The organism is Halopseudomonas formosensis (genome assembly GCF_900115905.1).
Taxonomy (GTDB): domain Bacteria; phylum Pseudomonadota; class Gammaproteobacteria; order Pseudomonadales; family Pseudomonadaceae; genus Halopseudomonas; species Halopseudomonas formosensis.
Window position 1 is genome coordinate 118,309 of the sequence record NZ_FOYD01000009.1, and the last position, 26,171, is coordinate 144,479.

24 protein-coding genes are annotated in these 26,171 nt (G+C 60.6%); 9 read left to right on the top strand and 15 right to left on the bottom strand.

All coding sequences use genetic code 11. From position 1 onward, the window contains the following. Nucleotides 1-20: 20 nt before the first annotated feature. The 4 genes from BM046_RS12675 to ppsA all read right to left on the bottom strand — a co-directional run bounded on the left by BM046_RS12675 (nucleotide 21) and on the right by ppsA (nucleotide 4,072). Entirely contained in the window at nucleotides 21-842 is an 822-nt protein-coding gene (locus BM046_RS12675; RefSeq protein WP_090540023.1) for a mechanosensitive ion channel family protein, read from the bottom strand. A gap of 10 nt (nucleotides 843-852) precedes the next feature. After that, on the bottom strand, nucleotides 853-1,104 hold the full coding sequence (locus tag BM046_RS12680; protein WP_090540025.1) for a hypothetical protein: 252 nt from the start codon (nucleotides 1,102-1,104) through the stop codon (nucleotides 853-855). 91 nt (nucleotides 1,105-1,195) lie between these two features. Continuing rightward, nucleotides 1,196-1,681 carry a ribonuclease E activity regulator RraA gene (rraA, locus tag BM046_RS12685; RefSeq protein ID WP_090540027.1) on the bottom strand — a complete coding sequence of 162 codons (486 nt, stop codon included), beginning with the start codon at nucleotides 1,679-1,681 and terminating at the stop codon, nucleotides 1,196-1,198. 21 nt (nucleotides 1,682-1,702) lie between these two features. After that, nucleotides 1,703-4,072, bottom strand: coding sequence for a phosphoenolpyruvate synthase (gene ppsA / locus BM046_RS12690; protein WP_090540030.1), 2,370 nt, complete (start codon nucleotides 4,070-4,072; stop codon nucleotides 1,703-1,705). 157 nt (nucleotides 4,073-4,229) lie between these two features. On the opposite strand from ppsA, the gene ppsR reads away from it, so the two are divergent. The 8 genes from ppsR to BM046_RS12730 all read left to right on the top strand — a co-directional run bounded on the left by ppsR (nucleotide 4,230) and on the right by BM046_RS12730 (nucleotide 13,776). Beyond that, complete coding sequence (gene ppsR / locus BM046_RS12695; RefSeq protein WP_090540032.1) at nucleotides 4,230-5,048, top strand: posphoenolpyruvate synthetase regulatory kinase/phosphorylase PpsR; 819 nt, start codon at nucleotides 4,230-4,232, stop codon at nucleotides 5,046-5,048. A 204-nt stretch (nucleotides 5,049-5,252) separates the two neighbouring features. Next, nucleotides 5,253-7,499 carry a TonB-dependent receptor domain-containing protein gene (locus BM046_RS12700; RefSeq protein ID WP_090540034.1) on the top strand — a complete coding sequence of 749 codons (2,247 nt, stop codon included), beginning with the start codon at nucleotides 5,253-5,255 and terminating at the stop codon, nucleotides 7,497-7,499. A gap of 200 nt (nucleotides 7,500-7,699) precedes the next feature. After that, the gene (locus BM046_RS12705) at nucleotides 7,700-10,054 is read left to right on the top strand and encodes a TonB-dependent receptor domain-containing protein (protein WP_090540036.1); all 2,355 of its coding nucleotides are present in this window, start codon (nucleotides 7,700-7,702) and stop codon (nucleotides 10,052-10,054) included. Between the two features lie 53 nt (nucleotides 10,055-10,107). Continuing rightward, the gene (locus tag BM046_RS12710) at nucleotides 10,108-10,704 is read left to right on the top strand and encodes a PepSY-associated TM helix domain-containing protein (protein ID WP_090540038.1); all 597 of its coding nucleotides are present in this window, start codon (nucleotides 10,108-10,110) and stop codon (nucleotides 10,702-10,704) included. Nucleotides 10,705-10,717: 13 nt separating this feature from the next. Continuing rightward, a complete protein-coding gene (locus BM046_RS12715) occupies nucleotides 10,718-11,224 on the top strand; it encodes a DUF2271 domain-containing protein (protein ID WP_090540040.1) in 507 nt (168 codons plus the stop codon). A gap of 35 nt (nucleotides 11,225-11,259) precedes the next feature. Beyond that, nucleotides 11,260-12,156 carry a DUF4198 domain-containing protein gene (locus tag BM046_RS12720; RefSeq protein ID WP_090540042.1) on the top strand — a complete coding sequence of 299 codons (897 nt, stop codon included), beginning with the start codon at nucleotides 11,260-11,262 and terminating at the stop codon, nucleotides 12,154-12,156. Continuing rightward, nucleotides 12,156-13,508 carry a sulfite reductase subunit alpha gene (locus BM046_RS12725; protein ID WP_090540044.1) on the top strand — a complete coding sequence of 451 codons (1,353 nt, stop codon included), beginning with the start codon at nucleotides 12,156-12,158 and terminating at the stop codon, nucleotides 13,506-13,508. Before BM046_RS12720 ends, BM046_RS12725 begins: the two co-directional genes overlap by 1 nt. Nucleotides 13,509-13,617: 109 nt before the next feature. Next, nucleotides 13,618-13,776, top strand: coding sequence for a YqaE/Pmp3 family membrane protein (locus BM046_RS12730; protein ID WP_090540046.1), 159 nt, complete (start codon nucleotides 13,618-13,620; stop codon nucleotides 13,774-13,776). On the opposite strand, the gene BM046_RS12735 is transcribed toward BM046_RS12730, so the two are convergent. The 11 genes from BM046_RS12735 to iscR all read right to left on the bottom strand — a co-directional run bounded on the left by BM046_RS12735 (nucleotide 13,760) and on the right by iscR (nucleotide 24,472). Next, nucleotides 13,760-15,427, bottom strand: a complete 1,668-nt coding sequence (locus BM046_RS12735) for a GGDEF domain-containing protein (protein WP_177197865.1) — start codon at nucleotides 15,425-15,427, stop codon at nucleotides 13,760-13,762. The two genes, BM046_RS12730 and BM046_RS12735, sit on opposite strands and share 17 nt — an antisense overlap. Before the next feature lie 77 nt (nucleotides 15,428-15,504). Next, a complete protein-coding gene (locus BM046_RS12740) occupies nucleotides 15,505-16,608 on the bottom strand; it encodes an ABC transporter substrate-binding protein (RefSeq protein WP_090540050.1) in 1,104 nt (367 codons plus the stop codon). Between the two features lie 56 nt (nucleotides 16,609-16,664). Beyond that, nucleotides 16,665-17,693: a GGDEF domain-containing protein gene (locus BM046_RS12745; RefSeq protein ID WP_177197866.1), complete on the bottom strand. Its 1,029-nt coding sequence runs from the start codon at nucleotides 17,691-17,693 to the stop codon at nucleotides 16,665-16,667. A 74-nt stretch (nucleotides 17,694-17,767) separates the two neighbouring features. Continuing rightward, nucleotides 17,768-18,187, bottom strand: a complete 420-nt coding sequence (locus tag BM046_RS12750) for a SufE family protein (RefSeq protein ID WP_090540055.1) — start codon at nucleotides 18,185-18,187, stop codon at nucleotides 17,768-17,770. Between the two features lie 9 nt (nucleotides 18,188-18,196). Further along, on the bottom strand, nucleotides 18,197-18,718 hold the full coding sequence (gene sufT / locus BM046_RS12755) for a putative Fe-S cluster assembly protein SufT (RefSeq protein WP_090540058.1): 522 nt from the start codon (nucleotides 18,716-18,718) through the stop codon (nucleotides 18,197-18,199). Between the two features lie 13 nt (nucleotides 18,719-18,731). After that, complete coding sequence (locus BM046_RS12760; protein ID WP_090540060.1) at nucleotides 18,732-19,088, bottom strand: HesB/IscA family protein; 357 nt, start codon at nucleotides 19,086-19,088, stop codon at nucleotides 18,732-18,734. Between the two features lie 3 nt (nucleotides 19,089-19,091). Beyond that, complete coding sequence (locus BM046_RS12765) at nucleotides 19,092-20,345, bottom strand: aminotransferase class V-fold PLP-dependent enzyme (RefSeq protein ID WP_090540062.1); 1,254 nt, start codon at nucleotides 20,343-20,345, stop codon at nucleotides 19,092-19,094. After that, nucleotides 20,338-21,645 (bottom strand): Fe-S cluster assembly protein SufD, encoded by a 1,308-nt coding sequence (gene sufD, locus BM046_RS12770; protein WP_090540064.1) that lies wholly within the window; start codon nucleotides 21,643-21,645, stop codon nucleotides 20,338-20,340. Before sufD ends, BM046_RS12765 begins: the two co-directional genes overlap by 8 nt. 3 nt (nucleotides 21,646-21,648) lie before the next feature. Then, complete coding sequence (gene sufC / locus BM046_RS12775) at nucleotides 21,649-22,398, bottom strand: Fe-S cluster assembly ATPase SufC (RefSeq protein WP_090540067.1); 750 nt, start codon at nucleotides 22,396-22,398, stop codon at nucleotides 21,649-21,651. Nucleotides 22,399-22,445: 47 nt separating this feature from the next. Next, a complete protein-coding gene (sufB, locus tag BM046_RS12780; protein ID WP_090540069.1) occupies nucleotides 22,446-23,882 on the bottom strand; it encodes a Fe-S cluster assembly protein SufB in 1,437 nt (478 codons plus the stop codon). Between the two features lie 107 nt (nucleotides 23,883-23,989). Continuing rightward, nucleotides 23,990-24,472, bottom strand: coding sequence for a Fe-S cluster assembly transcriptional regulator IscR (iscR, locus tag BM046_RS12785; RefSeq protein ID WP_090540071.1), 483 nt, complete (start codon nucleotides 24,470-24,472; stop codon nucleotides 23,990-23,992). A gap of 252 nt (nucleotides 24,473-24,724) precedes the next feature. On the opposite strand from iscR, the gene BM046_RS12790 reads away from it, so the two are divergent. Then, nucleotides 24,725-26,158 (top strand): aldehyde dehydrogenase family protein, encoded by a 1,434-nt coding sequence (locus tag BM046_RS12790; RefSeq protein ID WP_090540073.1) that lies wholly within the window; start codon nucleotides 24,725-24,727, stop codon nucleotides 26,156-26,158. Nucleotides 26,159-26,171: the final 13 nt, after the last annotated feature.

The window sequence follows — 26,171 nt, forward strand, 5'->3', positions numbered from 1 at the left end:
TGGCTGGGGCCGTCTCGTGCTCAACGCGAAACAGCGTTCTCGGTAAGTCTGCGATTAGGCACGGAAATCAAGCGTCCCTCCTCGTCCAGCAGCAGCGTCTTCACCGTGCCTATCTCCTCGATCACTCCTTCTATATCGCCTACCCTGACCCTATCGCCCACATCATAGAGTTCCCGCAGGTAGACGCCGGCGATGATCTGACTGACAGTCTCCCGACTACCCAGCCCCATTGCCAGGGCTGCGGCCGCGCCGAAGGACACCAGGACGATAGCGATAACCGTGTTGAGCAGCTGGGTCTCGATCTGCAACTGACCAATAGCCAGCGACACGGTAATGATGACCAGAAGCCACTGTACCAGGCGGCTGATGCCACCGGCGTAATCGGCGCCAATACTTTCCACCGTGCCCTTGACCACCCCGGCCACCAGGTGGGAGAGCAGCAGACCGGCAAGCAGGATCAGCGCAGCGCCGAACACCTTGGGCAGATAGAGTGCGAAGGCGTCGAGGGTGGCCGATACTCGGGCCAGACCCAGTGTCTCGGCGGCCGACACTACAAAGGTCAGCACGATGAACCAGTATATGATCTTGCCCACAACCGCCGAGACTGGCGAAGCAATGCCTATACGGCTGAGCATGCGCGTGACCCCTGCCCCACGCATAAGCCGGTCCAGACCCAGCTTGGCCAGCCCCTTGCTGAGCACCGCGTCGACAATGCGCGCCACGACAAAGCCCAGCAGAACAATGATCAGGGCGGTGATGAGATCGGGAATGAAGGATGCAACTTTGGTCCACAGGGCTGTCATCGCAGAGATGAAGCTCTGGCTCCAGGTTTCATGTTCCATGGCAGGCTCGCTATGAATTCAGGTCGGAAGAGCTGGGGTTGTCCCGGGCACGCCGCACGGGTCTGACGTGTCGCAATCCGCGGGAACCTCCTTCGCTGATCACCCACCCCCAGTTGGCAAACAGTTTAAGCAGGTCGAACAGACCGCTGTGAATGTGGGCGCGGTGCAGCACCCGCTCCAGTCGCTTGTCATCCTCGGGAGATGCATGCGCAGAAGAATCCTGCATCAGATTGCGCAGGTGTCGCTCAAAAGGATCGTCCATGGGATTCTCCGAAGTCGGTGGATTCACAGACACAGACGCGCGTCGCCCGGGTTGTGTCACCCGGGCGACACCAACGGCTGTCAGTCCACCGTCACTCGGGCATCTTCAGTGCCACAGGGGAGACGATGACGCCGTTGTTATCGGCGTAAACGTACTCGCCCGGGCGGAAGGTAACGCCACCGAAGGTCACCGGCACGTTACGGTCACCGATGCCGCGCTTTTCGGTCTTCATCGGGTGGCTGGCCAGAGCCTGGATACCCAGAGCGGTCTGGATGAGAACATCCACATCACGAACGCAGCCGTAGACGATGATGCCTTCCCAGCCATTATTGGCCGCTTTCTCTGCCAGCATGTCGCCCAGCAGGGCGCGGCGCATGGAGCCGCCGCCATCCACGACCATGACCTTGCCAGTGCCATCTTCCTCGACCAGCTCCTTGACCACGGAGTTGTCCTCGAAGCACTTGACCGTGACGATCTCGCCGCCAAAGGAATCATGGCCGCCGAAGTTGCTGAACATCGGTTCGACTACCGCCACATCGGGGTAGGCATCACACAGATCCGGAGTTACATAGTGCATAGTCATCATGCTCCCGGCTTATCAGCCGTTGTTTTCCGCAAGGAAGAACCAGGTATCCATTACCGAGTCAGGGTTGAGCGATACGCTCTCGATACCCTGCTCCATCAGCCAGCGGGCCAGATCCGGGTGGTCCGAGGGACCCTGACCGCAAATCCCGATGTACTTGTCTGCCTTGCGGCAGGCGGCAATGGCATTGGCCAGCAGCTTCTTCACCGCTGCATTACGCTCATCGAACAGGTGGGCGATGATGCCGGAATCCCGATCCAGCCCCAGCGTCAGCTGAGTAAGGTCGTTGGAGCCGATGGAGAAGCCGTCGAAGTACTCGAGGAACTCGTCGGCCAGCAGGGCGTTGGCCGGCAGCTCGCACATCATGATCAGGCGCAGGCCGTTCTCGCCACGCTTGAGACCGTTCTCCGCCAGCAACTCCACTACCTGGCTGGCTTCGCCCAGCGTGCGCACGAAGGGCACCATGATTTCCACGTTGGTCAGGCCCATCTCGTTACGCACGCGCTTCATGGCGCGGCACTCGAGCTCGAAACAATCGCGGAAGGAATCGCTGATATAGCGCGAGGCGCCACGGAAGCCCAGCATGGGATTCTCTTCTTCCGGCTCGTACAGACGGCCGCCGATCAGGTTGGCGTATTCGTTGGACTTGAAGTCGGACAGACGCACGATGACCTTCTTCGGCCAGAACGCCGCCGCCAGGGTGCTGACACCCTCGACCAGCTTGTCGACATAGAAGCTCACCGGATCACTGTATCCGGCAATGCGCTTCTCGACGCTGTCCTTGACCTCTGCCGGCAGGCTGTCGAAGTTCAGCAGTGCCTTGGGATGCACGCCGATCATGCGGTTGATGATGAATTCCAGACGCGCCAGGCCCACACCCTCGTTGGGCAGGTTGGCGAAATCGAAGGCGCGGTCCGGGTTGCCGACGTTCATCATGATCTTGAACGGCAGTTCGGGCATGGCATCCACGCTGTTGGTCCGCACATCGAACTCCAGACGACCGTCATAGATGATGCCGGTATCGCCTTCCGCGCAGGACACGGTGACGACCTGGCCATCCTTGAGTTCGCTGGTGGCATTACCGCAGCCCACTACCGCCGGAATACCCAGCTCGCGGGCGATGATAGCTGCGTGACAGGTCCGGCCGCCGCGATTGGTGACAATGGCACTGGCACGCTTCATTACCGGCTCCCAGTCCGGATCGGTCATGTCGGAAACCAGAACGTCGCCGGGCTGGACCTTGTCCATTTCCGAGACATCGCGGATTACCTTGACCGGGCCGGCACCGATGCGCTGCCCAATGGCACGGCCTTCGACCAGTACGGTGCCCTTGTCCTTGAGCAGGTAGCGCTCCATGACATTGACGCTGCTGCGACTTTTCACGGTTTCCGGACGGGCCTGGACGATATACAGCTTGCCGTCATCTCCATCCTTGGCCCACTCGATATCCATCGGGCGACCGTAGTGTTTTTCAATGATCATGGCCTGGCGTGCCAGGTTGACCACTTCCTCATCGCTCAGACAGAAGCGGGCGCGGTCCGCAGCATCCACTTCAACCGTCTTCACCGAACGGCCGGCGGCAGCTTCTTCACCGTAGACCATCTTGATGGCCTTGCTGCCCAGGTTGCGGCGCAGAATGGACGGACGACCAGCCTCCAGCGTGGGCTTGTGCACATAGAACTCGTCAGGGTTGACCGCGCCCTGCACCACTGTTTCGCCCAGACCGTAGGCACCGGTGATGAACACGACATCACGGAAGCCGGACTCGGTATCCAGGGTGAACATCACACCGGCGGTACCGGTTTCGGAACGAACCATGCGCTGAACGCCGGCGGACAGGGCGACCAGCTTGTGATCGAAGCCCTGGTGCACCCGGTAAGAAATAGCACGATCGTTGAACAGGGAGGCGAACACTTCCTTGGTGGCACGGATGACGTTGTCCACGCCACGGATGTTCAGGAAGGTTTCCTGCTGGCCGGCAAAGGAGGCGTCCGGCAGGTCCTCGGCGGTAGCGGAGGAGCGGACGGCGACGGAGAGATTGTCATTGCCGGCGGCCAGCTCAGCGAAGGCCTTGCGTATCGCCTGGTCCAGAGCTTCGGGGAAGTCGGCCTCCATGATCCACTGACGGATCTGGGCGCCGGTACGGGCCAGGGCGTTGACATCATCCACGTCCAGCGCGTCCAGGGCAGCATTGATACGGTCGTTGAGACCACTCTGCTCGAGAAACTCGCGATAGGCATCAGCAGTGGTGGCAAAGCCGCCCGGTACGGAAACGCCCGCGCCGGCCAGATTGCTGATCATTTCGCCAAGCGAGGCATTCTTGCCGCCGACACGCTCGACATCCCCAACACCCAGTTGCTCAAAGGACACTACGTACTCTAGCAAGGTGATCTCTCCGTCATTCAATGAATAGGTTGGCAGCGCAGGCTTTACCGTCTGGTCTGCGAGTTACAAATACGCCACAATGCCGCTTTGACGCTTGCGTATTACTCGGGTTTGATACCCGAACCCGAAAAAATTCCGTTATTTTAAGGCTTCGCGCATGAAACGCACCGCTTTTTTCATTTCCGATGGAACTGGTATCACCGCTGAGACACTGGGGCAGAGCCTGCTCTCGCAGTTCGAGAACATAGAGTTCCGCAAGCTGCTGCGCCCCTATGTTGATACCGTTGAAAAAGCGCGAGACATGGTACAACAAATCAATGCCGCTGCCGAGGCAGATGGTCAGCGCCCGATCATTTTCGAGACTGTCGTCAACCGGGCCATCCACGACGAACTGGCCAAGTCCCAGGGTTACATCATCGACATCTTCTCTACCTTCCTTGCTCCACTGGAGCAGGAGCTGGGCGCCGGTTCCTCCTATTCGGTCGGCAAGTCCCACTCCATCCAGCACAACAGCAACTATCAGGACCGCATCGATGCCGTGCACTTTGCCATGGACAATGACGACGGCGCGCGCACCCACCATTATAAGGAAGCGGATATCATCCTGGTGGGGGTATCCCGGTGCGGCAAAACGCCATCCTGCCTCTATATGGCACTGCAGTACGGTATCCGCGCGGCCAACTACCCACTGACGGACGATGATATGGAGCGCCTGCAGCTCCCCGCAGCGCTGCGTCCTCACAAGCACAAGCTGTTCGGGCTGACCATCGACCCGGACCGGCTGGCGAGCATTCGCAATGAGCGTCGCCCCAACAGCCGCTATGCCAGTTTCGCCCAGTGCGAATTCGAGATTCGCGAGGTGGAAAACCTGTTCCGCCGCGAGAATATCCCGCACATCAACTCGACGCATTTCTCGGTGGAAGAGATCTCCGCCAAGATCCTGGTACACATGGGTATCGAGCGCCGTCTCAAGTGATCTCCAGGGTGCCCGCCAGGGCACCTTTCCTACCACCCCGTCCTGTACCCACCCCTTCAGTTCAGCGGCGTAATGTCGCACCACGCTTTTCGACAATTTTCTGTTGATCTTCGGCTTCGGATCAGTATGATGTCGCAACTGATAATGCTTATCAACACGATACTCATAACCAACAGCTGCTGCCTTTTAGGAGAGGAACACTCGATGCTGCATACCTCCACAGCCCTGCCCGGCTCCCGTGCCGTTGTCGGCACTCTTGCCCTTCTGGCTGCCAGCGTGGCCCTGGCCAACCAGCAAAGCGTCCGACTGGCCGACACCGTGGTTACCGCCGCCGGTTTCGAGCAGAAGGTCACTGACGCGCCGGCCAGCATCAGCGTGATCAGCCAGGAAGATCTGCAACGCAAACGCTACGGTAACCTGGCCCAGGCGCTGGAAGATGTCGAAGGCATCGATGTTCGACAAGGTACGGGCAAGACCGGTGGTTTGAATATCAGCATCCGCGGTATGCCGAGCCAATATACGCTGATCCTGATTGACGGTCGTCGCCAGAACGCAGCTGGCAATGTGACGCCCAACGGCTTCAATGAAACCTCCACCAGCTTCATGCCACCGATGTCTGCCATTGAGCGTATCGAGGTGATCCGCGGTCCAATGTCCACACTCTATGGCTCCGACGCCATGGGTGGCGTAGTCAACATCATTACCAAGAAGGTCGCCAGCGAGTGGGCTGGTTCGATCAGCCTGGATCATACCTTCCAGGAAAACCGTGATTATGGCGATGCCAGCAAGGCCAGTCTGTATGCCAGTGGCCCTTTGATTGAGGGGCTGATGGGGTTGGCAGTACGCGGCAGCCTGTATGACCGCAGCGCCTCGGATCTGAGTTTCGATAACGACAGCACCGTCAGCAAGCGTGGTGCAGCGCCGGTGGAAGGCCGTAACGACACGGTTGGCGCCCGCCTCACCCTCACTCCGCATGAAAATCATGATTTTGCCCTGGACTTTGAACGTGGCCGCCAGGTCTACGACAATGATGACTGTCAGTTGGGTAACCTGGACGGCAAGGCCACCGGCAGTGCAACCGGTGGGTGCGCAGCGGATGCGCCTACCGCCCATGGGTATAAGGACGAGCTGCGCTTCGAGCGCGAGCAGGTCGCGCTTACCCATACTGGCCGGTTGGGCTTCGGGGTGCTGGACAGCAGTCTGATGCATAACACCACAGAGACCCTTGGGCGTACCATCCCCGGCCGCAGCGCTGGCGGTGATATCGGAACTCCACTGCCGGCGGCGCCCTGGGCGACGGTCGGTGATGATCGCAAGCTGGAGACGACCAATCTGGTCCTGGACAGCAAGTTGGTTGCCCCAGTCGGCGATGCGCATATTCTCACTGTCGGCGGCCAGTGGTGGAAGGCTGAAATGACCGATGATATTGCCGGCACCGATTTCGAACAGACCTCCTGGGCGCTGTTCTCGGAGGACGAATGGCGCCTGCGTGATGACCTTGCGCTGACTTTGGGGGTGCGTTACGACGATCACGAAAGTTTTGGCGGGAACGTCAGCCCGCGGGCTTACCTGGTGTGGAACGCGACCGACAGCTGGACACTGAAAGGTGGTGTCAGCAGAGGCTACAAGACGCCGGACCTGAATGACCTGCATGACGGTATCAATGGCATTACCGCCCAGGGGCGTGCGGTAACCGTAGGTAATCCGGACCTTGATCCGGAAACCAGCACCAATACCGAGTTCGGCGTCTATTACGACAACCTGGCAGGATTCAATGCTAATGCCACGCTGTTCCACAACAAGTTCAAAGACAAGATCGCCAGCGGACCGCTGATTATCGACCATCCGTTGTGCCTCGGTAACGAGACTACCAACGGTACTCCCAACCCTGGCTGCTCACCCTTGATCAACGTAGACGAGGCTGTCACCAAAGGGCTCGAGTTGGCTGGGGGCTGGCAGTTCGCCCCGGCCTGGAAGCTGAATGCAAATTACACTTACACCGACAGCGAGCAAAAGAGCGGCGCAAACAAGGGAGCGGCGTTCACCAATACTCCCAGGCACATGCTCAACGCCAGTCTGAACTGGAGTGCAAGTGATCGCCTGGAACTTTGGTTCAAAGGGGAATATCGTGGCAAGCGTGACCGCTTTACCAGCCTGTATCAGAACCTGAGCCAGGAAAATCAGGCTGTCCAGAGTCAGGTCGGTGATCTCAAGGCTTATGAAGTGTTTCATCTGGGCGGGTCATTCCGCGCCTCGGATAATGTCACTCTGAATGCCACTATCTACAATCTGTTTGATAAGGACTTCCTGGACGGCGGTATCTACCAATATACGTCTGGCGGTGTTACGAATACCGGATGGGCATCGCACTATACGCATTCAGCCCAGTCCACTACAGGAACGTTGGAAGAAGGTCGCCGACTCTGGCTCTCTGCTACCGTCGACTTCTGATTTTTACTTCTCAAGACACCCCGGATTCTTCCGGGGTGTTGCCCCCCCAGTAATATTTTCTCCTCAATTAGCCACAGGTATGGCGCTATTGTCAGGAGCGCTTTATACTTCCACCCCTGTAATGATAATCATAATTATTTAGATTAGCGTGATGATCACACTGGAGTTCCCAAAAGAGCACAAAAAGGAGCGCTACCTGGATGTCGATCAACACTACTCCTCCCTCCTATCTCGTGGGCAGCATAGGGCTGCTGGCGAGCTGTATTGCCCTGGCCAACGAGAACTCGGTACAACTGCCGGATGTCACCGTGGTCTCGGCCACCGGTTTTGAACAGAAACTCACCGACGCGCCGGCCAGTATCAGCGTCATCAGCCGCGAGCAGTTGCAGAGCAAGCCCTATGCGGGCCTGGCCGATGCGTTGCGTGACGTCGAAGGTGTCGATGTCGGCGCGGATCTGGACAAGAACGGCAACATCAGTATCACCATGCGTGGCCTGCCGAAGGACTACACCCTCGTGCTGATCGATGGCCGTCGGCAGAGTGATATCGGCGACATCGGGCCGAACAACTTCGGCAACAGTCAGTTCATGTACATGCCGTCGATGGATGCCATCGAGCGCATCGAGGTGATCCGCGGGCCGATGTCCACGCTCTATGGCGCCGATGCCATGGGTGGCGTGATCAACATCATTACCCGCAAGGTGCAGGACAACTGGGGCGGTTCCATCAGCCACGGGCTGACATTCCAGGAAGACTCGCAGTTCGGTGACGACCGCAAGACCGACCTGTTCGCCAGTGGCCCGCTGATCAAGGGCCTGGTCGGGCTTGGGCTGCGTGCCAGCCTGTACGACCGCGAGCAGAGCGATCCGGGCTACAGCGTCGGCACCCTGGTCAACGGTGACGGCAGCCTGTTCGAGGACAGAGGCAGTTTCGGTGACAAGAAAATCGTCGCCGCGAAGAACTGGAACGCCGGTTTCACCCTGAACTTCACGCCGCTGGAGGATCACGACTTCCAGTTCGAATACGATATCGCCAAGCAGCGTTATGACAATACCGAGGGCCAGACCGGGACGCTGGACTCCGTCGAGAGCCTGTGGCGCGCCAGTCGCGGGATCATCCAGCCGCGGGTCGGTTACTCCGAGTACCAGCGGGTGGAGCGCGAGCAGTTCGTGCTGGCCCATACTGGGCGTTGGAACTTCGGTACCAGCACCACCAGCCTGACCCGCAGCACCAGCAACAACCTGGGGCGTTCCTTGCCGCTGACTGTGCAGGAGCGCAGTGATCTACAGGCCATCTGGGATCAGGCCGCGGCTGACCAGGGGGTGACTACCCCGGTGCTGACCGATGATCTGCGTGCAGAACTAGAAGGTTCCTTCTTGCCGCGTAAGCGTCGTGAGCTGGAAATCCGCAACACCATTTTTGATACCAAACTGAGCAACTCCATTGGCAACCACCACTTCACCATCGGCGGTCAGTACTTCTTCGCCGAGATGGAAGACGGGGTGTTCGGCATGGATGGTGCCGGCTTCCAGTCCGGTAAGACCCAGGACCACAAGCAGTGGGCGCTGTTCGCCGAGGATAACTGGGATCTCACCGAGAAGCTGACCTTCACCTATGGTGCGCGCTACGACGACCATAACATCTTCGGCTCCGAGGTCAGCCCGCGGGCCTATCTCACCTGGCGCACCACCGACAACTGGACGCTCAAGGGTGGGGTCAGCACTGGCTACAAGACGCCCAAACCGAACCAGCTGTTCCCCGGCATCGTCGGTTTCGGTGGTCAGGGTGTCAGCCCCATGGCCGGCTCGCCTGACCTGAAGCCGGAAACCAGCACCAACTATGAAGTGGCGGCCTATTACGACAACCTGAGCAACTTCAACGCCAACGCCACCCTGTTCTTCAACGACTTCAAGGACAAGATCGCCACCGCCGACGCAGTTCCCAACTGCTACAACACCAGCGGCGTGAAGTACCTCACCTCCGGCTGTGTGGACGTCGGACCGGGCTGGGCCGAGCTGGGCTACAACAGCTTCAGTCAGAGCACCAACGTCGACAAGGTCGAGACCTGGGGCATAGAGCTGGCAGCACGCTGGGAAATCATCCCGACGCTCAGCCTGAGCGGCAACTACACCTACACCGACAGCGAACAGAAAAGCGGTCGTCAGAAGGGCCTCCCGCTGGTCAACACGCCCGAGCACATGCTCAACGGTACGCTCAGCTGGGATGTATTGCCGCGCCTTAACCTGTCGCTGATCGCCGAAGTGCGAGACGAACGCTATCGCGGTACTGCGACCACCACCGGCCCGCAGTCGGTCACCCGCAAGCTGTACTACAAGTCCTATGATATCTATCACCTTGGCATGCGCTTCCAGGCCAGCGATGACCTGACGCTGCACGGCCGGATCAACAACCTGCTGGACAAGAACATGGCCGGCCGCAGCTGTGAGCCGACCTATGACGATCTGGGTACGCATGACAGCTGGTCCTGCTCGAATGACTACAACGTCACGGAGAAGGCGCGCAGCTTCTGGCTGTCAGCCAACTACCGATTCTGAGCATCAATCTCGGCCCGGGACTACCCGGGCCAGCTGACCGACAAGAGTAGGCAATGAAAAACCTGGCGATCGGCACCCTGCGGCAATGGCACTGGGTCAGTTCGGCGTTATGTCTGGCGGGTATGCTGCTGTTCGCGGTAACCGGCATCACGCTCAATCATGCCACTGATATCGAGGCCCGGCCGCAGGTACACAGCATTGAGCTGGAGCTGCCGGAGGAGCTGCTGGCGTCGTTGCCCGCCATGGCCGAGCGCGAGATGCTTGACGAGCCGCTGCACCACTGGTTGCAGGATAGCCTGGGCGTGCGTTTCGCCACGCAGGCCGCGGAGTGGTCGGACTCCGAACTCTATATCGGTATGCCCAGGCCCGGCGGGGATGCCTGGCTGACCCTGGACCTGGAGTCCGGCGAGTTGTTCTTCGAAAGCACCGACCGGGGCTGGATCGCCTATGCCAATGATCTGCACAAGGGCCGTCACAGTGGTACGGCCTGGAGTTGGTTCATGGATATATTCGCTGCGGTCTGCATTGTTTTCGCCCTGACAGGCCTGCTGCTGCTCGTGCGTCAGGCCCGCTCGCGCCCGACCACCTGGCCGGTGACTGGGCTCGGCCTGCTGATCCCGTTGCTCATTGCCTTGCTGTTGATCCATTGAGAAGAGAGAACCCATGCATAAAAGATTGTTATTGTCGCTGGCGACAGCGATCAGCACAGTCAGTGCCGCCGAGATAAAAGTATCCGTCGAGGTGCCGCGCCTGCCCGTGGCGGAGTACCACCGCCCCTACGTGGCAATCTGGATCGAGAATGCCGACGGCCACGTCGCCGACCTGTCGGTCTGGTACGACCTCAAGCTACGTGACCGCGAGGGGGAAAAGTGGCTGAAGGACCTGCGCCAATGGTGGCGGCGCAGCGGGCGCGCGCTGGAGTTGCCGATCGACGGGCTGTCCGCCGCGACCCGTCCGGTCGGCCAGCACAGCCTGCGCTTTGCCGATGATCACCCAGCGCTGGCCGCACTGGTGCCCGGCGATTACCAGTTGCTGGTCGAGGCCGCCCGGGAAGTGGGCGGTCGCGAACTGGTCCGCCTGCCCTTCAGCTGGCCGGTAACCGAGCAGGTCAGCCACCAGGCTGCCGGTAGCAGCGAGCTGGGCAAGATCCAACTGAACATTCAGCCTTGAAACCATTGACTTCAATCCAGGAGAAGAACAACTCCATGCTCAAACGACTCACCTGCTGGACGGCGCTGGCCGTCGCCATGACCCTGCCCCTTTCCGCCCAGGCCCACCGTGCCTGGATGCTGCCCTCGACCACCATACTCTCCGGCGACAACGCTTGGGTCAGCGTGGACGCAGCGGTATCCAACGACCTGTTCTATTTCGAGCATCACCCATTGGTGCTTGAAGGTATCGGCAAGGCACCGGAGCGTGCCAGCGCTGCGCCGGCGGGCCAGAATGCCGCCCCAGCCCGTCCGCGTCCGGCCAATCGCCTGCTGATCACCGCACCGGATGGCAGTGAGGTAGCCGCGCAGAATGGCCATGTGGGCAAGTACCGCAGTGTCTTCGATGTGGAACTCACTCAGAAAGGCACCTACAAGCTGGCGATCGCCGGCGCCCCGCGCTACTTTGCGCGCTACAAGGAGAATGGCGAGGATCGCCGCTGGATGGGTGAGCTGGCCGAAGCGGCGCAGGCCATACCGGCCACGGCCGAAGACCTGCAGATCAGCCGGATGGAGTCGCGGATGGAGGTATTCATCACCTCCGGCCAGCCCACCGATAGCGTGTTCACCCCCACTGGCCAAGGCCTGGAGCTGCAGCCGGTCACCCACCCGAACGACCTGTTCGCCGAGGAAACCGCCGAGTTCATCTTCCTGCTAGACGGCAATCCGGCTGCCGGCGTCGAGGTCAATGTCATTCCCGGTGGCATCCGCCATCGTGATGAACTGAACGATATCACCGTGACCAGCGATGCCGAGGGCAAGGTCGCCATTACCTGGCCGCAGCCCGGTTTCTGGTGGCTGGAAGCCAAGGCGGTGCAGGAAGATGGCCTCGAGGCGCCGCTGAACCAGCGGCGTGCCACCTATACCGCCACGCTTGAAGTCATGGCTCCCTGATGAGCCTGCTGGAGCTGTCGTGGTTGAGCGAGCTGCTGGCTGCCCATCGGTTGTGGGCGGCGCTGGCCTTCGGCGGCTGGCTGATGTTGTGCTGGTACTGCCTGGCTCCGGCCTGGCGGCGCCGGCGCAGGGGCAGTCCTGCAGCAGCTGCGGAATGGCTGATCGCTTATGCCAGCCAGTCCGGCGCTGCGCGGGAGATCGCCGAGCAGCTCGCACTGACCGCCGGGCACGATGGCCAGGCGCCGGCGCTGTTGCCGCTCAATGACCTGTCGCTGGACAACCTGAGTCGCCACAGCCGTGCCCTGTTTATCGTCAGCACCTATGGCGAAGGCGAAGCACCGGACAATGCTGCACTGTTCTGGCGCAGGGCCAGGCATCAGCGCCCGGCCCTGCAGGCGCTGCAGTATGGCGTGCTGGCATTGGGCGACAGCCGGTATGCTGACTACTGTGGCTTCGGCCGGCACCTTGACCGGTGGCTGGGTGCAGCCGGCGCGCAGCCAGCGATACCACTAACCGAAGTCGACCAACTCGCCCCCGGGGCCTTGCAGCAATGGCGCAATCGAGTCGACCATCTGTTCGGCCTGCCCGTAGTGGACGACAGTGCAACGGAAACGGCAACGAGCTGGGTACTGGCCGAACGGCGACAGCTCAATCCGAGCAGCCCCGGCGCCGCGGCCTGGCTGATACGCCTGTCGCCGATCGCCGCGATGCCGCAATGGCAGGCCGGCGATCTGGCCCAGATCCGCATCGGCTCGCTGCGGCGCACCTATTCCATCGCCAGCCTCCCCGAGGACGGCGCGCTGGAACTGATTGTGCGCCAGGTCGTCGGCGCCGATGGCCAGCTCGGACAGGGTTCCGGCTGGCTGTGCCGGCATGCCGAGTCTGGTGCCACGCTCGAGGTGGTGCTGCGTCCCAACCCGCAGTTTCATCTGGTCGAGCTGGACACCCCGAGCATCTTCATCGGTGCCGGCACCGGCCTGGCCGGCCTGCGCAGCCTGATCAAGCAGCGGCAACGCCAGGGCCACAAGGATAACTGGTTGATCTTCGGCGAGCGCTGCCAGCAGCATGACCGCTGGTTGGCAGAAGAGCTGGAGGGCTGGGCGGCCCAGGGTATGTTGACGCTCGATCGATGCTTTTCCCGTACCGAGGAGACGACCGAGTATGTCCAGCACCGCCTGACCAACAAGGCAGACCAGCTACGCCAATGGGTTGATCAAGGCGCCTGCATTCATGTCTGCGGCAGGCTGGCCGGCATGGGCAACGCCGTCCATGCTGTGCTGCAGGAATTGTTGTCGGCTGAGCAATGGCTGGGCCTGCAACAACAGAACCGCTACCGCCGGGATCTGTATTGACGATCTGCTGAACCCCACCCCGGCGGAACCATGCGGTGAGCGCAACGGTCAGAACAAGCACAGTCCGCTTCGTCTGGGCGGATGTTTTCAACTAATCGGGAGTGCATACATGGACATCATTCGCCTTATTGCCGCCATTCTCCTGCCGCCCCTCGGCGTCTTTCTGCAGGTCGGTTTGGGTGGCGCGTTCTGGCTCAACATACTGCTGACGCTGTTCGGCTACCTGCCGGGTATCATCCATGCCGTATGGATCATTGCACGCCGCTGAGTGCTTCCCGCCGCAATGCAACCACCTGGTTCCTGCCGGCGCGCTTGGCATCATAGAGCGCCTTGTCGGCGAGGCGTGAAAGGCTGTCGATGATCTGATCGGTATCGCCGCCGTGCTCCACTGACCAGCAGCTGCAGCCTATGCTGACGGTGACACGCCCCCAGACTGATTCGGCATGGGGCAGATGCAGATCATAGATGGCCATGCCCAGCGCCTCGGCACACTGCCTGGCTGCGTCCAGGTCCAATCCCGGCAGCAGTACCGCAAATTCCTCGCCGCCTACCCTTGCCACCATCTCGCCGGCCCGTTTGAACCTGTCTTTCATGAGATTTGCCACCGCTGCCAGACAGGCATCGCCCTCGGCATGGCCATAGTGATCGTTGTACCCCTTGAAGAAATCCACATCCAGCATCAGCAGGCTGACGGGGTAACCCATGCGCTGGGCGCGATGCAGTTCCTCGACCTGGTGCTGCTCGAAATGCCTCCGATTGGCCAGCCCGGTCAGGGGATCGGTGCGCGACATCTTCAGCAGCTCCTGCTGGGCCTGTTCCAGGCCAATGACATGGTCCCAGTGCTGCAGCAGGCTGAACAGCCATTGGCCTGCCCCCTGCAACAACTCCTCACGCTCGGCACTGACGTCCGAACTGGCTCTTCCCCTCGCCGCAAATACAAAACGCCGCTGCTGACTGACAAAGCCGATGAGCAGCGTGCGCTCATCCAGACGAGTGACTGACCAGCCGGAAGCCCGGACGAACGCTGTCGTCAGCCCATCCAGCCACTGCTCGTCGTCATACTCCATCCAGCGAGTGCGCAGCCGCCCGTCGTCCAGAAGTGCACAGGCATCAAGGTGCAGGTATTGCGCCAGTGTCTGCAGGGTCTGGGCCATCGCCCGAGGGTATTGCTCCTGACGCAAGTGCATGAGCTTGAGACTGGTGCCGGAAATCAGCTTGAGATAACCATTGAGGTAACCCAGTTCCGAGGTCCGCTCAGCCACCCTCAGGTCCAGACTGTCACGCTCCCGGGCCAGTTGCTCGATGGCGTTCTCGTGTTGCTCGGCGTAATGGGATATCCCTTCGTGCAGGGTTTCAAATCCGCGGGAGATGAGATCTATCTCATCAAACCAGGAGCGCTGGCTGCGCACCAGCGCCAGCCGAGGTGCATTCTTCTGCGGGCGGAGGGTCGCGACGTAGTCTGCTATCCCTCTCAGCGGCTTTCCGATGTCCTGGTGCAGCAGACGGAACAGAATGGCAAAGAGCATCAAGGTGTAGAGCGAGAACTCCAGCACCCGTTGCACAATGGAGTCCCGGATCAGTCGGGCCATGCGCTGGTTGTTGAAATGGATCTGCAACTCCCCCAGGCGCTGACGCTCATCCAACGGCGACACGATGAGCAATGTGGTATCGGCCGAGCCTACCGGCGGCTCTCCCAAGTCAATACCCAGCCCGGTTTCGGTCTGCAGGTGCAGAGAGGCAATATCCTCCAGTTCAACAATCCGCTGCAGCTGGCGCTCAAGCGCCAGGGTCTCGATATCCCACAGCGCGGTCTGCAACAGAGGAACCTGGGTGGCGGTCAGGTGCCTGAGCAGTTGCTCCTGCTGATTGCGCACCTCACGGCTGATGAGGATGACCTGGCTGATGGAAACCAGCAGCATGGAGCCAATCGCCAGGCAGACAAGGTGCAACAGCAGCCGCCGGCTGAAGGGACGAAATCTGGAGGGAACCGTCCGCATCACATATCCAGCCAGCGGGCATAGGAAAAGTCATAGGCCTCCAGCTTCGGATTGCACACTCGACTGAACTGGCAGAAATCGGTGCGACTTTGGCTTTTCCGTCGCTCTACAAGCCGTGCGGCTGCGGCTCTATCAAGTAACGAGAACATGGAGAACTTCAACTCTGCAGTTCCTTCGGTGGCAAGAAAATCTTGCCCGTGGTGGTAGTCGTAGAGCAATACCATCGCCCAGGCTCCCGCCATGTGGTGGCCACCTGCCAACGCGGAGAGCTCACCACTGAGCACCGCATCCAGAGCGGCTGGAGTGGCGTTGAGCGCAGAGATGAACACATCCCGTCCAGGAGTCAGCCCCAGATGACGGGCCGCTTCAGCTGCGGCGAAACCCTGCAGGTCGCTGGCGGTCCAGATAAGCCGGACGTCAGGATAGCGACGCAGTAGATGGGAGGTCTGCTCAAGCGCCTTGCCGTACGACCAGTCCGCATACACCTTCTGCAGCAGCGTGGTCTCTGGAAACTCCAGCAGCGCGCGCTCAAGTCCACGGTTGCGTTCGATTGAGGTGTGTGTGGAGCGATCGCCCGCAATGGCGATCATTTTCAACGGCTGATCCGTCGGCAGACTTTGCCGAGCCTCCTGAATGAGCGCGCGGGCGGCGATGTAACCGCCCTCTTCGGCCACTGGCACCAGGCTACCGAGCCAATGGCGGTAACGCTGCCGGGGGAAACCAACCTCTTCATTGGCTTCGCCGATCACGGAGTTGAATGCGAGAAAAATCGGAATATCTGCCAGTTCGGCCGCAGCCAGCTGCGCAGGCAGCGTGGCTTTCTCGCCGACCACTATCACATAGTCCGGACGCTGCTGCGCGGGACGCTCACCCAAGGCTTCCAGCAGATGAATCTGCGCCAGATAGTTTCTCTCGGCTGTCAGTATTTCCAGCTCGATACCCAGACTCTCGGCCACCTGCCCCATGGCTGCGTTAGCCAGGCTCCAGTAAGGCTCGGTGCTCTTACCGGGGTTGATGAACGCCATGCTCAGCGCGGCCGCAGGCAACGGCATGAGCATCACCAGCAAGACGGGAACGAGCCGACAGACAACGGCGAAAGGCAAACCTCTGGCTCCTTGGCTAAAAGCCAGAATAATAGCACATCACACCCTGCGAGCCATTATTTCGCCACCTCACGGTCGTCGGCTACCCCTTTGTAAATCACGCTGCGATTGCGTCCGTTGTTCTTGGCTGTATAAAGGCAGACATCGGCCCTGTGCATCCAGCTGCTGCCGTCGTCGTCCGGGAGCAGCAGAGTGCCACCGATCGACACCGTTACCGAACCGTCCGCGGTGCGCACCCGCTCACCTACCGCCCGAACTATGTTCTCTGCGACGATGCTCAGACCATTCAGATCGGCGCCGGGCAGCAACAGTACGAACTCTTCGCCACCGAGACGGAACAGGCGATCGGTACGACGCGAGGTATGCCATACCAGATCCGCCAGATCGACCAGCACCCGGTCCCCTTCGGCGTGACCATGGGTATCGTTGATTGCCTTGAAGTGATCGATATCCAGCAGCAGCAGACCACACTGGTTGCCATGGCGCCTGAAGTTGGCCAGAGCGATTTCGATCTCCTGCATCAGGGTGCGGCGATTCCCTACTCCGGTCAGAGGGTCGAGGTTGGCCAACTCCTGCAGGCTGCGGCGTTGTAGCGTCGTACGCCAGGCAAACAGGTAGGCGAACAGGCTGCAGATCAGCGCAGTGCAGGCGAAGATGATCAGATGCTGCAGATCGGGAAAAATCGTTCCGGGTCGCCACAGACCATAGAGGCAGATAGCGGCAAGCGAGCCCAGGGTGATCAGCGTGCTGCGCAGCGGCGGGGCAATGAAGAAGTTGAACAGGACAACACAGTAGAACCAGAACAGCCCGGTAACGGGGAGGTAGATGGCCACGATGATGGCGCCGGCGGCGTAGAGCAGTGACAGCATCTGCCCGGCCAGGCGAGATTGTCCACGGTACCAGGCGATATACAGTGCCGTCAGGGTGGTCAGGGTGAGCAGGGAATCCAGCGCCCCCATGACCCAGTCGCCAGCAACCCATCGATACAGCGCGAAAGGGAAAATGCTCACCAGGCCCAGCAGCCCTGCAAAGATCACGATGGCCAGATAGGCGTCGTGTCGCAGGCGGCTCCAGAGGTCACGCATATGCAGGTCCATCTGTTATTTTGCGTAAGGCTACCCCGAAGGCCCGGGCAATACAATGGCTATGCGCCATCAGATCAGGCGGCCTGGGCTGTATCCCTGATGCGCTTGACCATGGCCCGCAAGCCGTTGCCCCGGGTCACACTCAGATGCTTGAGCAGATTCAGACGACTGAAGTAATCCTCGATGTCGAACGCAAGGATTTCCTCCGGCGTACGCCCGTTGTAGGCCGCCAGAACTACTGCCAGCAACCCCTTGACGATGAAGGCATCACTGTCAGCATCGAAATACAGCCGGCCACCCTCGTTGCGGCTGGTCAGCCAGACCTGGCTCTGGCAACCACGCACCATGTTCTGCTCGACCCGGGCCTGCTCGGCGAGAGGCGGCAGCTCGCGCCCCAAGTCGATGATGTACTTGTAACGGTCCTCCCAGCTGTCGAAGAAGGACAGGCTGTCGAGAATGTCGTCGCTGGTCACGTCAGTACCAAATTGGCTCATGAAAAATCCTTAGAAGAACAGGCCGGTTTCCAGTTGAGCCTCTTCGCTCATCATGTCGCGGCTCCAGGGCGGATCAAACACCAGATCGACCTTGACCTCGGCTACATTGGGAACCAGCCGCAGGCGGTATTCCACGTCCCCGACCAGTACCGGGCCCATGCCACAGCCTGGAGCGGTGAGGGTCATCTCTATATTCACGCGCTTTGCCTGCTGGTCGATGCGCACCGAGTAGATCAGCCCCAGATTCACCAGATCCACCGGGATCTCCGGATCGTAAACCGTACCGAGCGCGGTCCATACGTCCTCTTCCCGGATCTGGTCGTCAACCGGCGGCGGAAAGCTCAGCAGCTCGGGTTCCAGTCCCAGTTTCTCGGCATCGGTGCCATCGACTCGGACCATCTGACCGTTATAGGTCACCGTATAGTTGCCACCCAGCGCCTGGGTAATGGTGACAAAGGTATCCTTGGGGATCGTCAGCGCAGTGCCATCGGGAACCCGCCGCGCCGGGCAATCCGCCCGGGCTACTACCATGCGTCTTTCCATTTCAACTCACACTGAAGCTTTCGCCACAACCGCACTGGTCTTTGACGTTGGGATTGATGAAGCGGATCTGGCGATTGATACCCTCGGTGACCAGGTCGATTTCAGTACCGGAGAGCACATGCAGACTACCGGAGTCCACCAGCAGCTCCACCTGATCGTCCAGCTGGTAATGCAGGTCGCCTTCGACGCCCTTCTCGACCAGATCGATGACGTACATGAAGCCGGTGCAGCCGCTCTTCTTGACGCTCAAGCGCACGGCCTTGCCCGGCTCACGGGCCAGCTGCCGACGGAAATGCTCCAGCGCCGCGGGGGTCACGGTGACCACCTGGCTGGTCGGGTCGAATGCCTGAACTGTCATTCTCTACTCCTCGACAAGAAACTGTTTTGCCTTGACCAGAGCCTCGACCAGCCGATCAATGTCCGCCCGGGTGTTATAGAAACAGAAGCTCGCGCGGATGGTGCCGGGTATCCCCAGCTGATCCATGATCGGCTGCGCGCAGTGGTTGCCAGTGCGTACCGCCACACCCTGCTGGTCAAGCAGCATGCCCACATCATGGGGATGAGTGCCATCAATCAGGAAACTCAGCACGCCGGCTCGCTGTGCCGCGGTGCCGACCAGGGTAATCCCCGGCAACTCGCGGACACGGGCTTCGGCGTACTCGAGCAGGTCGCGCTCGTGCGCCTCGGCGGCGTCCCGATCAATCCCCTGCAGATAGTCAACCGCCGCGCCGAGGGCAATCACACCGGCGATATCCGGGGTGCCTGCCTCGAACTTGTAGGGCAGCTGATTGTAGGTAGTACCGGCAAAGCTGACCGACTCGATCATCTCGCCTCCACCCTGGTACGGCGGCATGGCCTCGAGCAGTGCGGCCTTGCCATAGAGCACGCCCACGCCCGTCGGGCCGAACATCTTGTGCGCCGAGAACACATAGAAGTCGCAATCCAGCGCCTGCACATCCACCCGCATGTGGCTCATTGCCTGAGCCCCGTCAATCAGGCACAGAGCCCCTGCCTGGTGGGCCAGTTGCACGATTCGCTCAACCGGATTCACCGTCCCCAGAGCATTGGACACGTGACCGCAGGCAACCATTCGCACCCGCTCGTCGAGCATCTGCTGCAATGCATCCAGGTCCAGGGTGCCGGTACTGTCCACCGGGATCGGCTCGACGGTAGCGCCCATCTGCGCAGCTATCATCTGCCAGGGCACTATGTTGGAGTGGTGCTCCATGGCCGACACCAGGATCCGATCCCCGGGCTTCAGAGCACTGCGCCCCCAGCTGGCGGCTACCAGATTGATGCTTTCGGATGTCCCCCGGGTCCAGATGATCTCCCGCGGCTCGGCGGCATTGATCAGCTGGGCGACCTTGACCCTGGCCTGCTCGAACTTCTCCGTAGCCCGTTCGGCCAGCGCGTGGGCACCCCGGTGCACGTTGCTGTTGTCGTGCCGGTAATAGTCGACAATGGCCTGGATCACCGCCTCGGGCTTCTGCGTGGTGGCGGCATTGTCCAGATACACCAGCGGCTTGCCATGCACCTGCTGCTGCAGGATCGGGAAGTCCTTGCGTATCTGTTCCGCATCAAAGGCAGTGCGGGTTGCCAACGCCGCTTCACTCATAGGTCATTTGCCCCAGCTTCTCGTCGGCCTGACCGAACAGGGCAGTCAGCCGTGGACGCAGGTAATCCTGGATGGCCTGCTCCGGCACCTCGTTGAGCAGCTCGTTGATGAAACCGAAGCTCAGCATGCGCACTGCTTCCGCGCGAGTGACACCGCGGCTCTGCAGATAGAAGATCGAGGTTTCATCCAGCTGCGCGATGGTCGCACCGTGCCCGCAGCGAACGTCATCGGCGTAAATTTCCAGTTCCGGCTTGGTATTGACCTCGGCATTGGGCGAGGTCAGCAGGTTGCGGTTGCTCATTTCCGCCAGGGTCTTCTGTGCATCCTGATGGATATGAATGCGCCCGTTGAACACGGCCTTGGCCGAGTCGCCGATGATACCGCGGAACACCTCGTCGGTCGTGCAGTGCGCAACCTTGTGCTCGACGTTGGTGTGGTAGTCGATCAACTGCCGGTTGCGCGGCAGATAGACACCGTTGAGCCCCAGGTGCGCGCCCTGCCCGCAATGGTTGACGTGATAGTCGATGCGCTTGAGACGGCTGCCCTGCCCCAGCGCGAAGCCGAGGAAGCGGGCGTCACGGTACAGGTCCACGTGCACCCCACCCACATGCAGCAGGTCTTCCTGCTCGAGGTTGATGCGGTAGTGCTGCATCCGCGCGTTGTTGCCGACCACCACCTCGGTCATCGCGGTGACGAACAGATTCTGTTTCTCGTCGCCGGATACGTAATGCTCGATGAGCTCAGCCTCGGCGTTGTCCTCAAGCACCACCAGTACGCGCTGACTGCTCATCGCCGGCTGCGCTTCGGGAGTGGATACGTTGAGAATGTAAACCGGCTTGTCCAGCGTCTGGTTGCGCGGCACATGGATCAGCACGCCATCGGCCGCCAGGGCATCGCTGAGCGCGCCGAACAGATGCAGTGAGCTGTCCATGACGGTGCCCAGCTGGCTGCGAATCAGCTCGCGCTGGGCCGCATCGGCCTCGCTGAAGCGAGCCACGCCGGCCGGCAGTGCACTGGAGTGCTCTGGACGGAAGTGTCCATTGACAAACACCAGGCGGGTCGCATCCACCGGAATCGGATCAATCGCCTGCTGCCAGGCACAGTCGGCCACGCTGGCCCAGCGGGCCGGGTTGTCGTTCTGCAGAGGCAGCAGCGGTGTGTACTTCCAGGCCTCTGTCTTGCGGGTCGGCCAGACGGCCGCGGCCCAGCGATCGGCACCGCGGGCACGCAGATCGGCCAACCAGTCGGTGCCGTTCTGCTGGGACGCCAGCTGCAGGGCCTGCTGTTGAAAGTCAGTCATGCCTCAGCCTTCCCCGTTTTCCAGCCAGCCGTAACCCTTGGCTTCCAGCTCCAGGGCCAGCTCCTTGGTGCCGGTCTTGACGATCCGGCCATCGGCCAGAACATGAACGTAGTCAGGCACGATGTAATCGAGCAGGCGCTGATAGTGGGTAACCACGATGAAACTGCGCTTGCCGTCACGCATGGAATTCACGCCGTCGGCAACCACCTGCAGGGCGTCGATATCCAACCCCGAGTCGGTTTCATCGAGAATGCACAAATCCGGCTCCAGCAGCATCATCTGCATGATCTCGTTGCGCTTCTTCTCGCCGCCGGAGAAGCCTTCGTTGACGCCGCGCTTGAGGAAGTTGGCATCCAGATCCACGCGCTTGCTGGTTTCCCGCGCGAGCTTCATGAATTCCACCGAGGACAGCTCCGGCAGCCCGAGGTGCTTGCGCTTGGCATCAACCGACACCTTGAGAAATTCCATGTTGCTGACGCCGGGAATCTCCACCGGATACTGGAACGCCAGGAACAGGCCCTCGCGGGCGCGTTCCTCGGTGTCCATCTCAAGCAGATCCTTGCCCTTGAACTGCACGCTGCCGGCAGTCGCCTCGTAGCCCGGACGACCGGAGAGCACGTTGCCCAGGGTACTCTTGCCGGAGCCGTTGGGCCCCATGATGGCATGCACTTCGCCCGGCTTGACCTCGATATCCAGACCCTTGAGGATATCCTTCTCTTCAACTTTCGCGTGCAACCCTTTGATCGATAACATATTTTACGCCTGATAATCTGTATGAATCGTTTCGACAGCGTGGGTAATCAACCCACCGAACCTTCGAGACTGACTTCGAGCAGCTTGCCCGCTTCCACCGCGAACTCCATCGGCAGCTCCTTGAACACCTCACGGCAGAAGCCGTTGACGATCATGGACACCGCCTTCTCCGCGTCCAGCCCGCGCTGCTGGCAGAGGAACAGCTGGTCATCGCTGACCTTGGAGGTGGTGGCTTCGTGCTCGACCACCGCAGTCGGGTTCTTGCTCTCGATGTAGGGGAAGGTATGGGCACCGCAGCGGTCGCCGATCAGCAGCGAGTCGCACTGGGTAAAGTTGCGCGCCCCCTCGGCACCCGGGTTGATCCGCACCAGACCGCGGTAGGCACTGTCGCTGCGCCCGGCGGAGATACCCTTGGCGACGATGGTCGAACGGGTATTCTTGCCCAGATGGATCATCTTGGTGCCGGTATCGGCCTGCTGGAAGTTGTTGGTCAGTGCCACCGAGTAGAACTCGCCCACGCTGTTGTCACCCTTGAGGATGCAGCTGGGGTACTTCCAGGTAACCGCCGAGCCGGTCTCGACCTGGGTCCAGGAGATCTTCGCGTTGGTATGGGCCACGCCACGCTTGGTCACGAAGTTGTAGATACCGCCCTTGCCTTCGGCGTCACCCGGGTACCAGTTCTGCACCGTGGAGTATTTGATCTGGGCATTGTCCAGTGCCACCAGCTCGACCACGGCGGCATGCAGCTGATTCTCGTCGCGCATCGGCGCGGTGCAGCCTTCCAGATAGCTGACATAGGAACCCTCGTCGGCAACGATGAGGGTCCGCTCGAACTGCCCGGTATTGAGTTCGTTGATACGGAAATAGGTCGACAGCTCCATCGGGCAGCGTACGCCCTTGGGAATGTAGACGAAGGAACCATCGGAAAACACTGCCGAATTCAGGGCAGCGTAATAGTTGTCCTTCTGCGGCACCACGGTGCCCAGATACTGCTTGACCAGGTCCGGGTACAGGCGAATGGCCTCACTGATCGGACAGAAGATGACACCCGCTTCGGCAAGTTTCTCGCGGAAGGTGGTCACTACCGAAACCGAGTCGAACACCACATCCATGGCCACGCCGGCCAGCTGTTCCTGTTCGTGCAGCGGAATGCCGAGCTTTTCATAGGTGCGCAGCAGCTCCGGGTCCACTTCATCCAGACTCTTGGGCCGGTCAGCCATGCTTTTCGGCGCGGAGAAATAGGAGATATCCTGAAAGTCGATCTCGGGATACTTGACGTGGGCCCAGGTCGGCTCTTCCATCTCGCACCAGGCGCGGTAGGCCTTGAGACGCCACTCGAGCATCCACTCCGGCTCTTCCTTGCGAGCCGAAATGAAGCGGATCACGTCTTCGTTGAGTCCGGGCGGCAGGGTGTCGGATTCGATGTCGGTATGGAAACCGGCAGCGTATTCCGTCTTGATAAGGTTCTCGACTTCTTGAGTCACGGTATCACCTCAATCTCGCAGCCAGCATGGATTTACCTGGCTGCTGTCAGTGTCAGGCTGCAATACCTCTGCGGGTATTACGCAAAAACGTGCGGCGAACCGCGTATTCAGAGGATGCGATCCAGGTCCGCAACCTTGTGCTGGCCGGCGCAGCCGCCCTTGTCCTGGCGGGCGCGCACCCGTTGGATGTCGTCACGGGAGACCAGATCAGCGAGGGTTATCTCGCTCAGAAAATCGCGCAGTCGCGCACTCAGATCCGTCCAGAGATAGTGGGTAAGACAGACATCCCCCTGCTGGCAGTCACCCTTGCCCAGACAGCGGGTAGCATCCATCGAATCGTTCACCGCCTCGACGATCTGCGCCACACTGATGGCTGCTGCACCGCCGGCGAGCCGATAGCCACCGCCCGGGCCTCGGACACTCTCCACCAGTTTGCTGCGTCGCAGCTTGGCGAAGAGTTGCTCCAGATAGGAAACCGATACGCCCTGGCGCATCGAGATGTCCGCCAGCGTGATCGGCCCCTGCTCTTCGTGCAGGGCTAGATCCAGCATGGCTGTAACCGCGTAACGGCCTTTTGTGGTCAGTCGCATAACGATACCCGAATCCGGATTTGCTGGACTCGAACTATGCAATATCCAACCATTTTAGTCAACTATTAAGCCCGTAGAGCCACCCTTCCGGGCGACCGCTGCGGCGGCATAGTATAGAGCGTACAGGCCGACGCTTGAAGTCGAAGCGCCGGCGTGTTCTTCTTGATCACATTTGGGTAAAACAGCTGATACAAAGAGCATTTGCGTGTATCTTTCACCCACTTCAGGAATATGTCCCATCAGGAGTAACCAATGAGCCACGAAAAACAATTCTACATCAACGGCCAGTGGGTCGAGCCCAGCACAAACGACACCGTTGATGTGATCAACCCGGCGACCGAGGAGGTCGTTGCCACCATCGCCCTGGGCGGCGTCGAGGACGTCAACGCTGCGGTGGCGGCGGCACGCGCTGCGTTCGAGAGTTACTCACGCACCAGCCGCGAGGAGCGCATTGCCCTGCTGGAACGCATCCTGGAAATCTATCAGCGCCGCAGCGACGAATTCGCCCGGGCCATCACCCTGGAAATGGGCGCGCCGGCCAAGCTGTCGAAATACGCTCAGGCCCCCTCCGGTACCGGCCATTTTGCCGCTGCCCTCAAGGCCCTCAAGCATTTCGAGTTCGAGGAGCGTATCGGCAGCACCCTGGTGGTAAAGGAACCGATCGGTGTCTGCGGTCTTATCACCCCCTGGAACTGGCCGATCAACCAGCTTGCCTGCAAGATCGCCCCGGCCCTGGCTACCGGCTGCACCATGGTGCTCAAGCCCTCTGAAGTGGCGCCCCTGTCTGCCCTGCTGCTGGCCGAAGTGCTGGACGAGGCTGGCGTGCCCGCCGGGGTGTTCAACCTGGTCAATGGCGATGGCCCGACCGTGGGTGCGGCCATGTCCGCTCATCCGGATATCGACATGATGTCCTTTACCGGCTCTACCGGCGCTGGCCGCCAGGTAATGAAGAACGGCGCCGAGACCATCAAGCGGGTGGCACTGGAACTGGGTGGCAAGTCCGCCAATATCCTGCTCGACGATGTGAACTTCGAGAAGATGGTCGCCCACGGGGTAATGTCCTGCATGAACAACACTGGGCAGTCCTGTAACGCCCCGACCCGCATGTTGGTACCCAACAGCCGCATGGATGAGGTAGCAGAGATCGCCAAGGCCGTAGCCGCCAAGGTCAAGGCCGGCGCTCCCGACGCCCCTGACACCACCATGGGCCCGGTCGTGTCCAAGGCCCAGTGGAACAAGATCCAGGACCTGATTGCCAAGGGCATTGAGGAAGGCGCTCGTCTGGTGGTCGGCGGTACCGGTCGTCCCGAGGGGCTGGATCGCGGCTATTACGTCAAGCCCACCGTGTTCAGCCATGTCACCAACGACATGACCATCGCCCGTGAGGAGATCTTCGGACCCGTGCTGTCGATCATCGGCTACGAGGATGAGGCAGACGCCATCCGCATCGCCAATGACACCCGCTACGGGCTGTCCGGCTACGTCTCCTCCGCTGATCTGGAACGCGCGCGCAATGTCGCCCGTCAGATTCGCACCGGCATGGTCCATCTCAACGGTGCCCCTCTGGACAACGACGCGCCCTTCGGTGGCTACAAGGAGTCGGGCAACGGTCGCGAATGGGGTCATTACGGCTTCGAAGACTTCCTCGAGGTGAAATCCATTTTCGGTTACTACGCCGAAGGTTGATCCCCGCAGCCGG

What these genes read in the sequence shown, in the direction of transcription:
- BM046_RS12675 (WP_090540023.1), bottom strand. Translation starts at nt 842, where the DNA reads ATGGAACATGAAACCTGGAGCCAGAGCTTCATCTCTGCGATGACAGCC.
- BM046_RS12680 (WP_090540025.1), bottom strand. Translation starts at nt 1,104, where the DNA reads ATGGACGATCCTTTTGAGCGACACCTGCGCAATCTGATGCAGGATTCT.
- rraA (WP_090540027.1), bottom strand. Translation starts at nt 1,681, where the DNA reads ATGCACTATGTAACTCCGGATCTGTGTGATGCCTACCCCGATGTGGCG.
- ppsR (WP_090540032.1), top strand. Translation starts at nt 4,230, where the DNA reads ATGAAACGCACCGCTTTTTTCATTTCCGATGGAACTGGTATCACCGCT.
- BM046_RS12700 (WP_090540034.1), top strand. Translation starts at nt 5,253, where the DNA reads ATGCTGCATACCTCCACAGCCCTGCCCGGCTCCCGTGCCGTTGTCGGC.
- BM046_RS12705 (WP_090540036.1), top strand. Translation starts at nt 7,700, where the DNA reads ATGTCGATCAACACTACTCCTCCCTCCTATCTCGTGGGCAGCATAGGG.
- BM046_RS12710 (WP_090540038.1), top strand. Translation starts at nt 10,108, where the DNA reads ATGAAAAACCTGGCGATCGGCACCCTGCGGCAATGGCACTGGGTCAGT.
- BM046_RS12715 (WP_090540040.1), top strand. Translation starts at nt 10,718, where the DNA reads ATGCATAAAAGATTGTTATTGTCGCTGGCGACAGCGATCAGCACAGTC.
- BM046_RS12720 (WP_090540042.1), top strand. Translation starts at nt 11,260, where the DNA reads ATGCTCAAACGACTCACCTGCTGGACGGCGCTGGCCGTCGCCATGACC.
- BM046_RS12725 (WP_090540044.1), top strand. Translation starts at nt 12,156, where the DNA reads ATGAGCCTGCTGGAGCTGTCGTGGTTGAGCGAGCTGCTGGCTGCCCAT.
- BM046_RS12730 (WP_090540046.1), top strand. Translation starts at nt 13,618, where the DNA reads ATGGACATCATTCGCCTTATTGCCGCCATTCTCCTGCCGCCCCTCGGC.
- BM046_RS12735 (WP_177197865.1), bottom strand. Translation starts at nt 15,427, where the DNA reads ATGCTGCTGGTTTCCATCAGCCAGGTCATCCTCATCAGCCGTGAGGTG.
- BM046_RS12745 (WP_177197866.1), bottom strand. Translation starts at nt 17,693, where the DNA reads ATGCGTGACCTCTGGAGCCGCCTGCGACACGACGCCTATCTGGCCATC.
- BM046_RS12750 (WP_090540055.1), bottom strand. Translation starts at nt 18,187, where the DNA reads ATGAGCCAATTTGGTACTGACGTGACCAGCGACGACATTCTCGACAGC.
- sufT (WP_090540058.1), bottom strand. Translation starts at nt 18,718, where the DNA reads ATGGTAGTAGCCCGGGCGGATTGCCCGGCGCGGCGGGTTCCCGATGGC.
- BM046_RS12760 (WP_090540060.1), bottom strand. Translation starts at nt 19,088, where the DNA reads ATGACAGTTCAGGCATTCGACCCGACCAGCCAGGTGGTCACCGTGACC.
- BM046_RS12765 (WP_090540062.1), bottom strand. Translation starts at nt 20,345, where the DNA reads ATGAGTGAAGCGGCGTTGGCAACCCGCACTGCCTTTGATGCGGAACAG.
- sufD (WP_090540064.1), bottom strand. Translation starts at nt 21,645, where the DNA reads ATGACTGACTTTCAACAGCAGGCCCTGCAGCTGGCGTCCCAGCAGAAC.
- sufC (WP_090540067.1), bottom strand. Translation starts at nt 22,398, where the DNA reads ATGTTATCGATCAAAGGGTTGCACGCGAAAGTTGAAGAGAAGGATATC.
- iscR (WP_090540071.1), bottom strand. Translation starts at nt 24,472, where the DNA reads ATGCGACTGACCACAAAAGGCCGTTACGCGGTTACAGCCATGCTGGAT.
- BM046_RS12790 (WP_090540073.1), top strand. Translation starts at nt 24,725, where the DNA reads ATGAGCCACGAAAAACAATTCTACATCAACGGCCAGTGGGTCGAGCCC.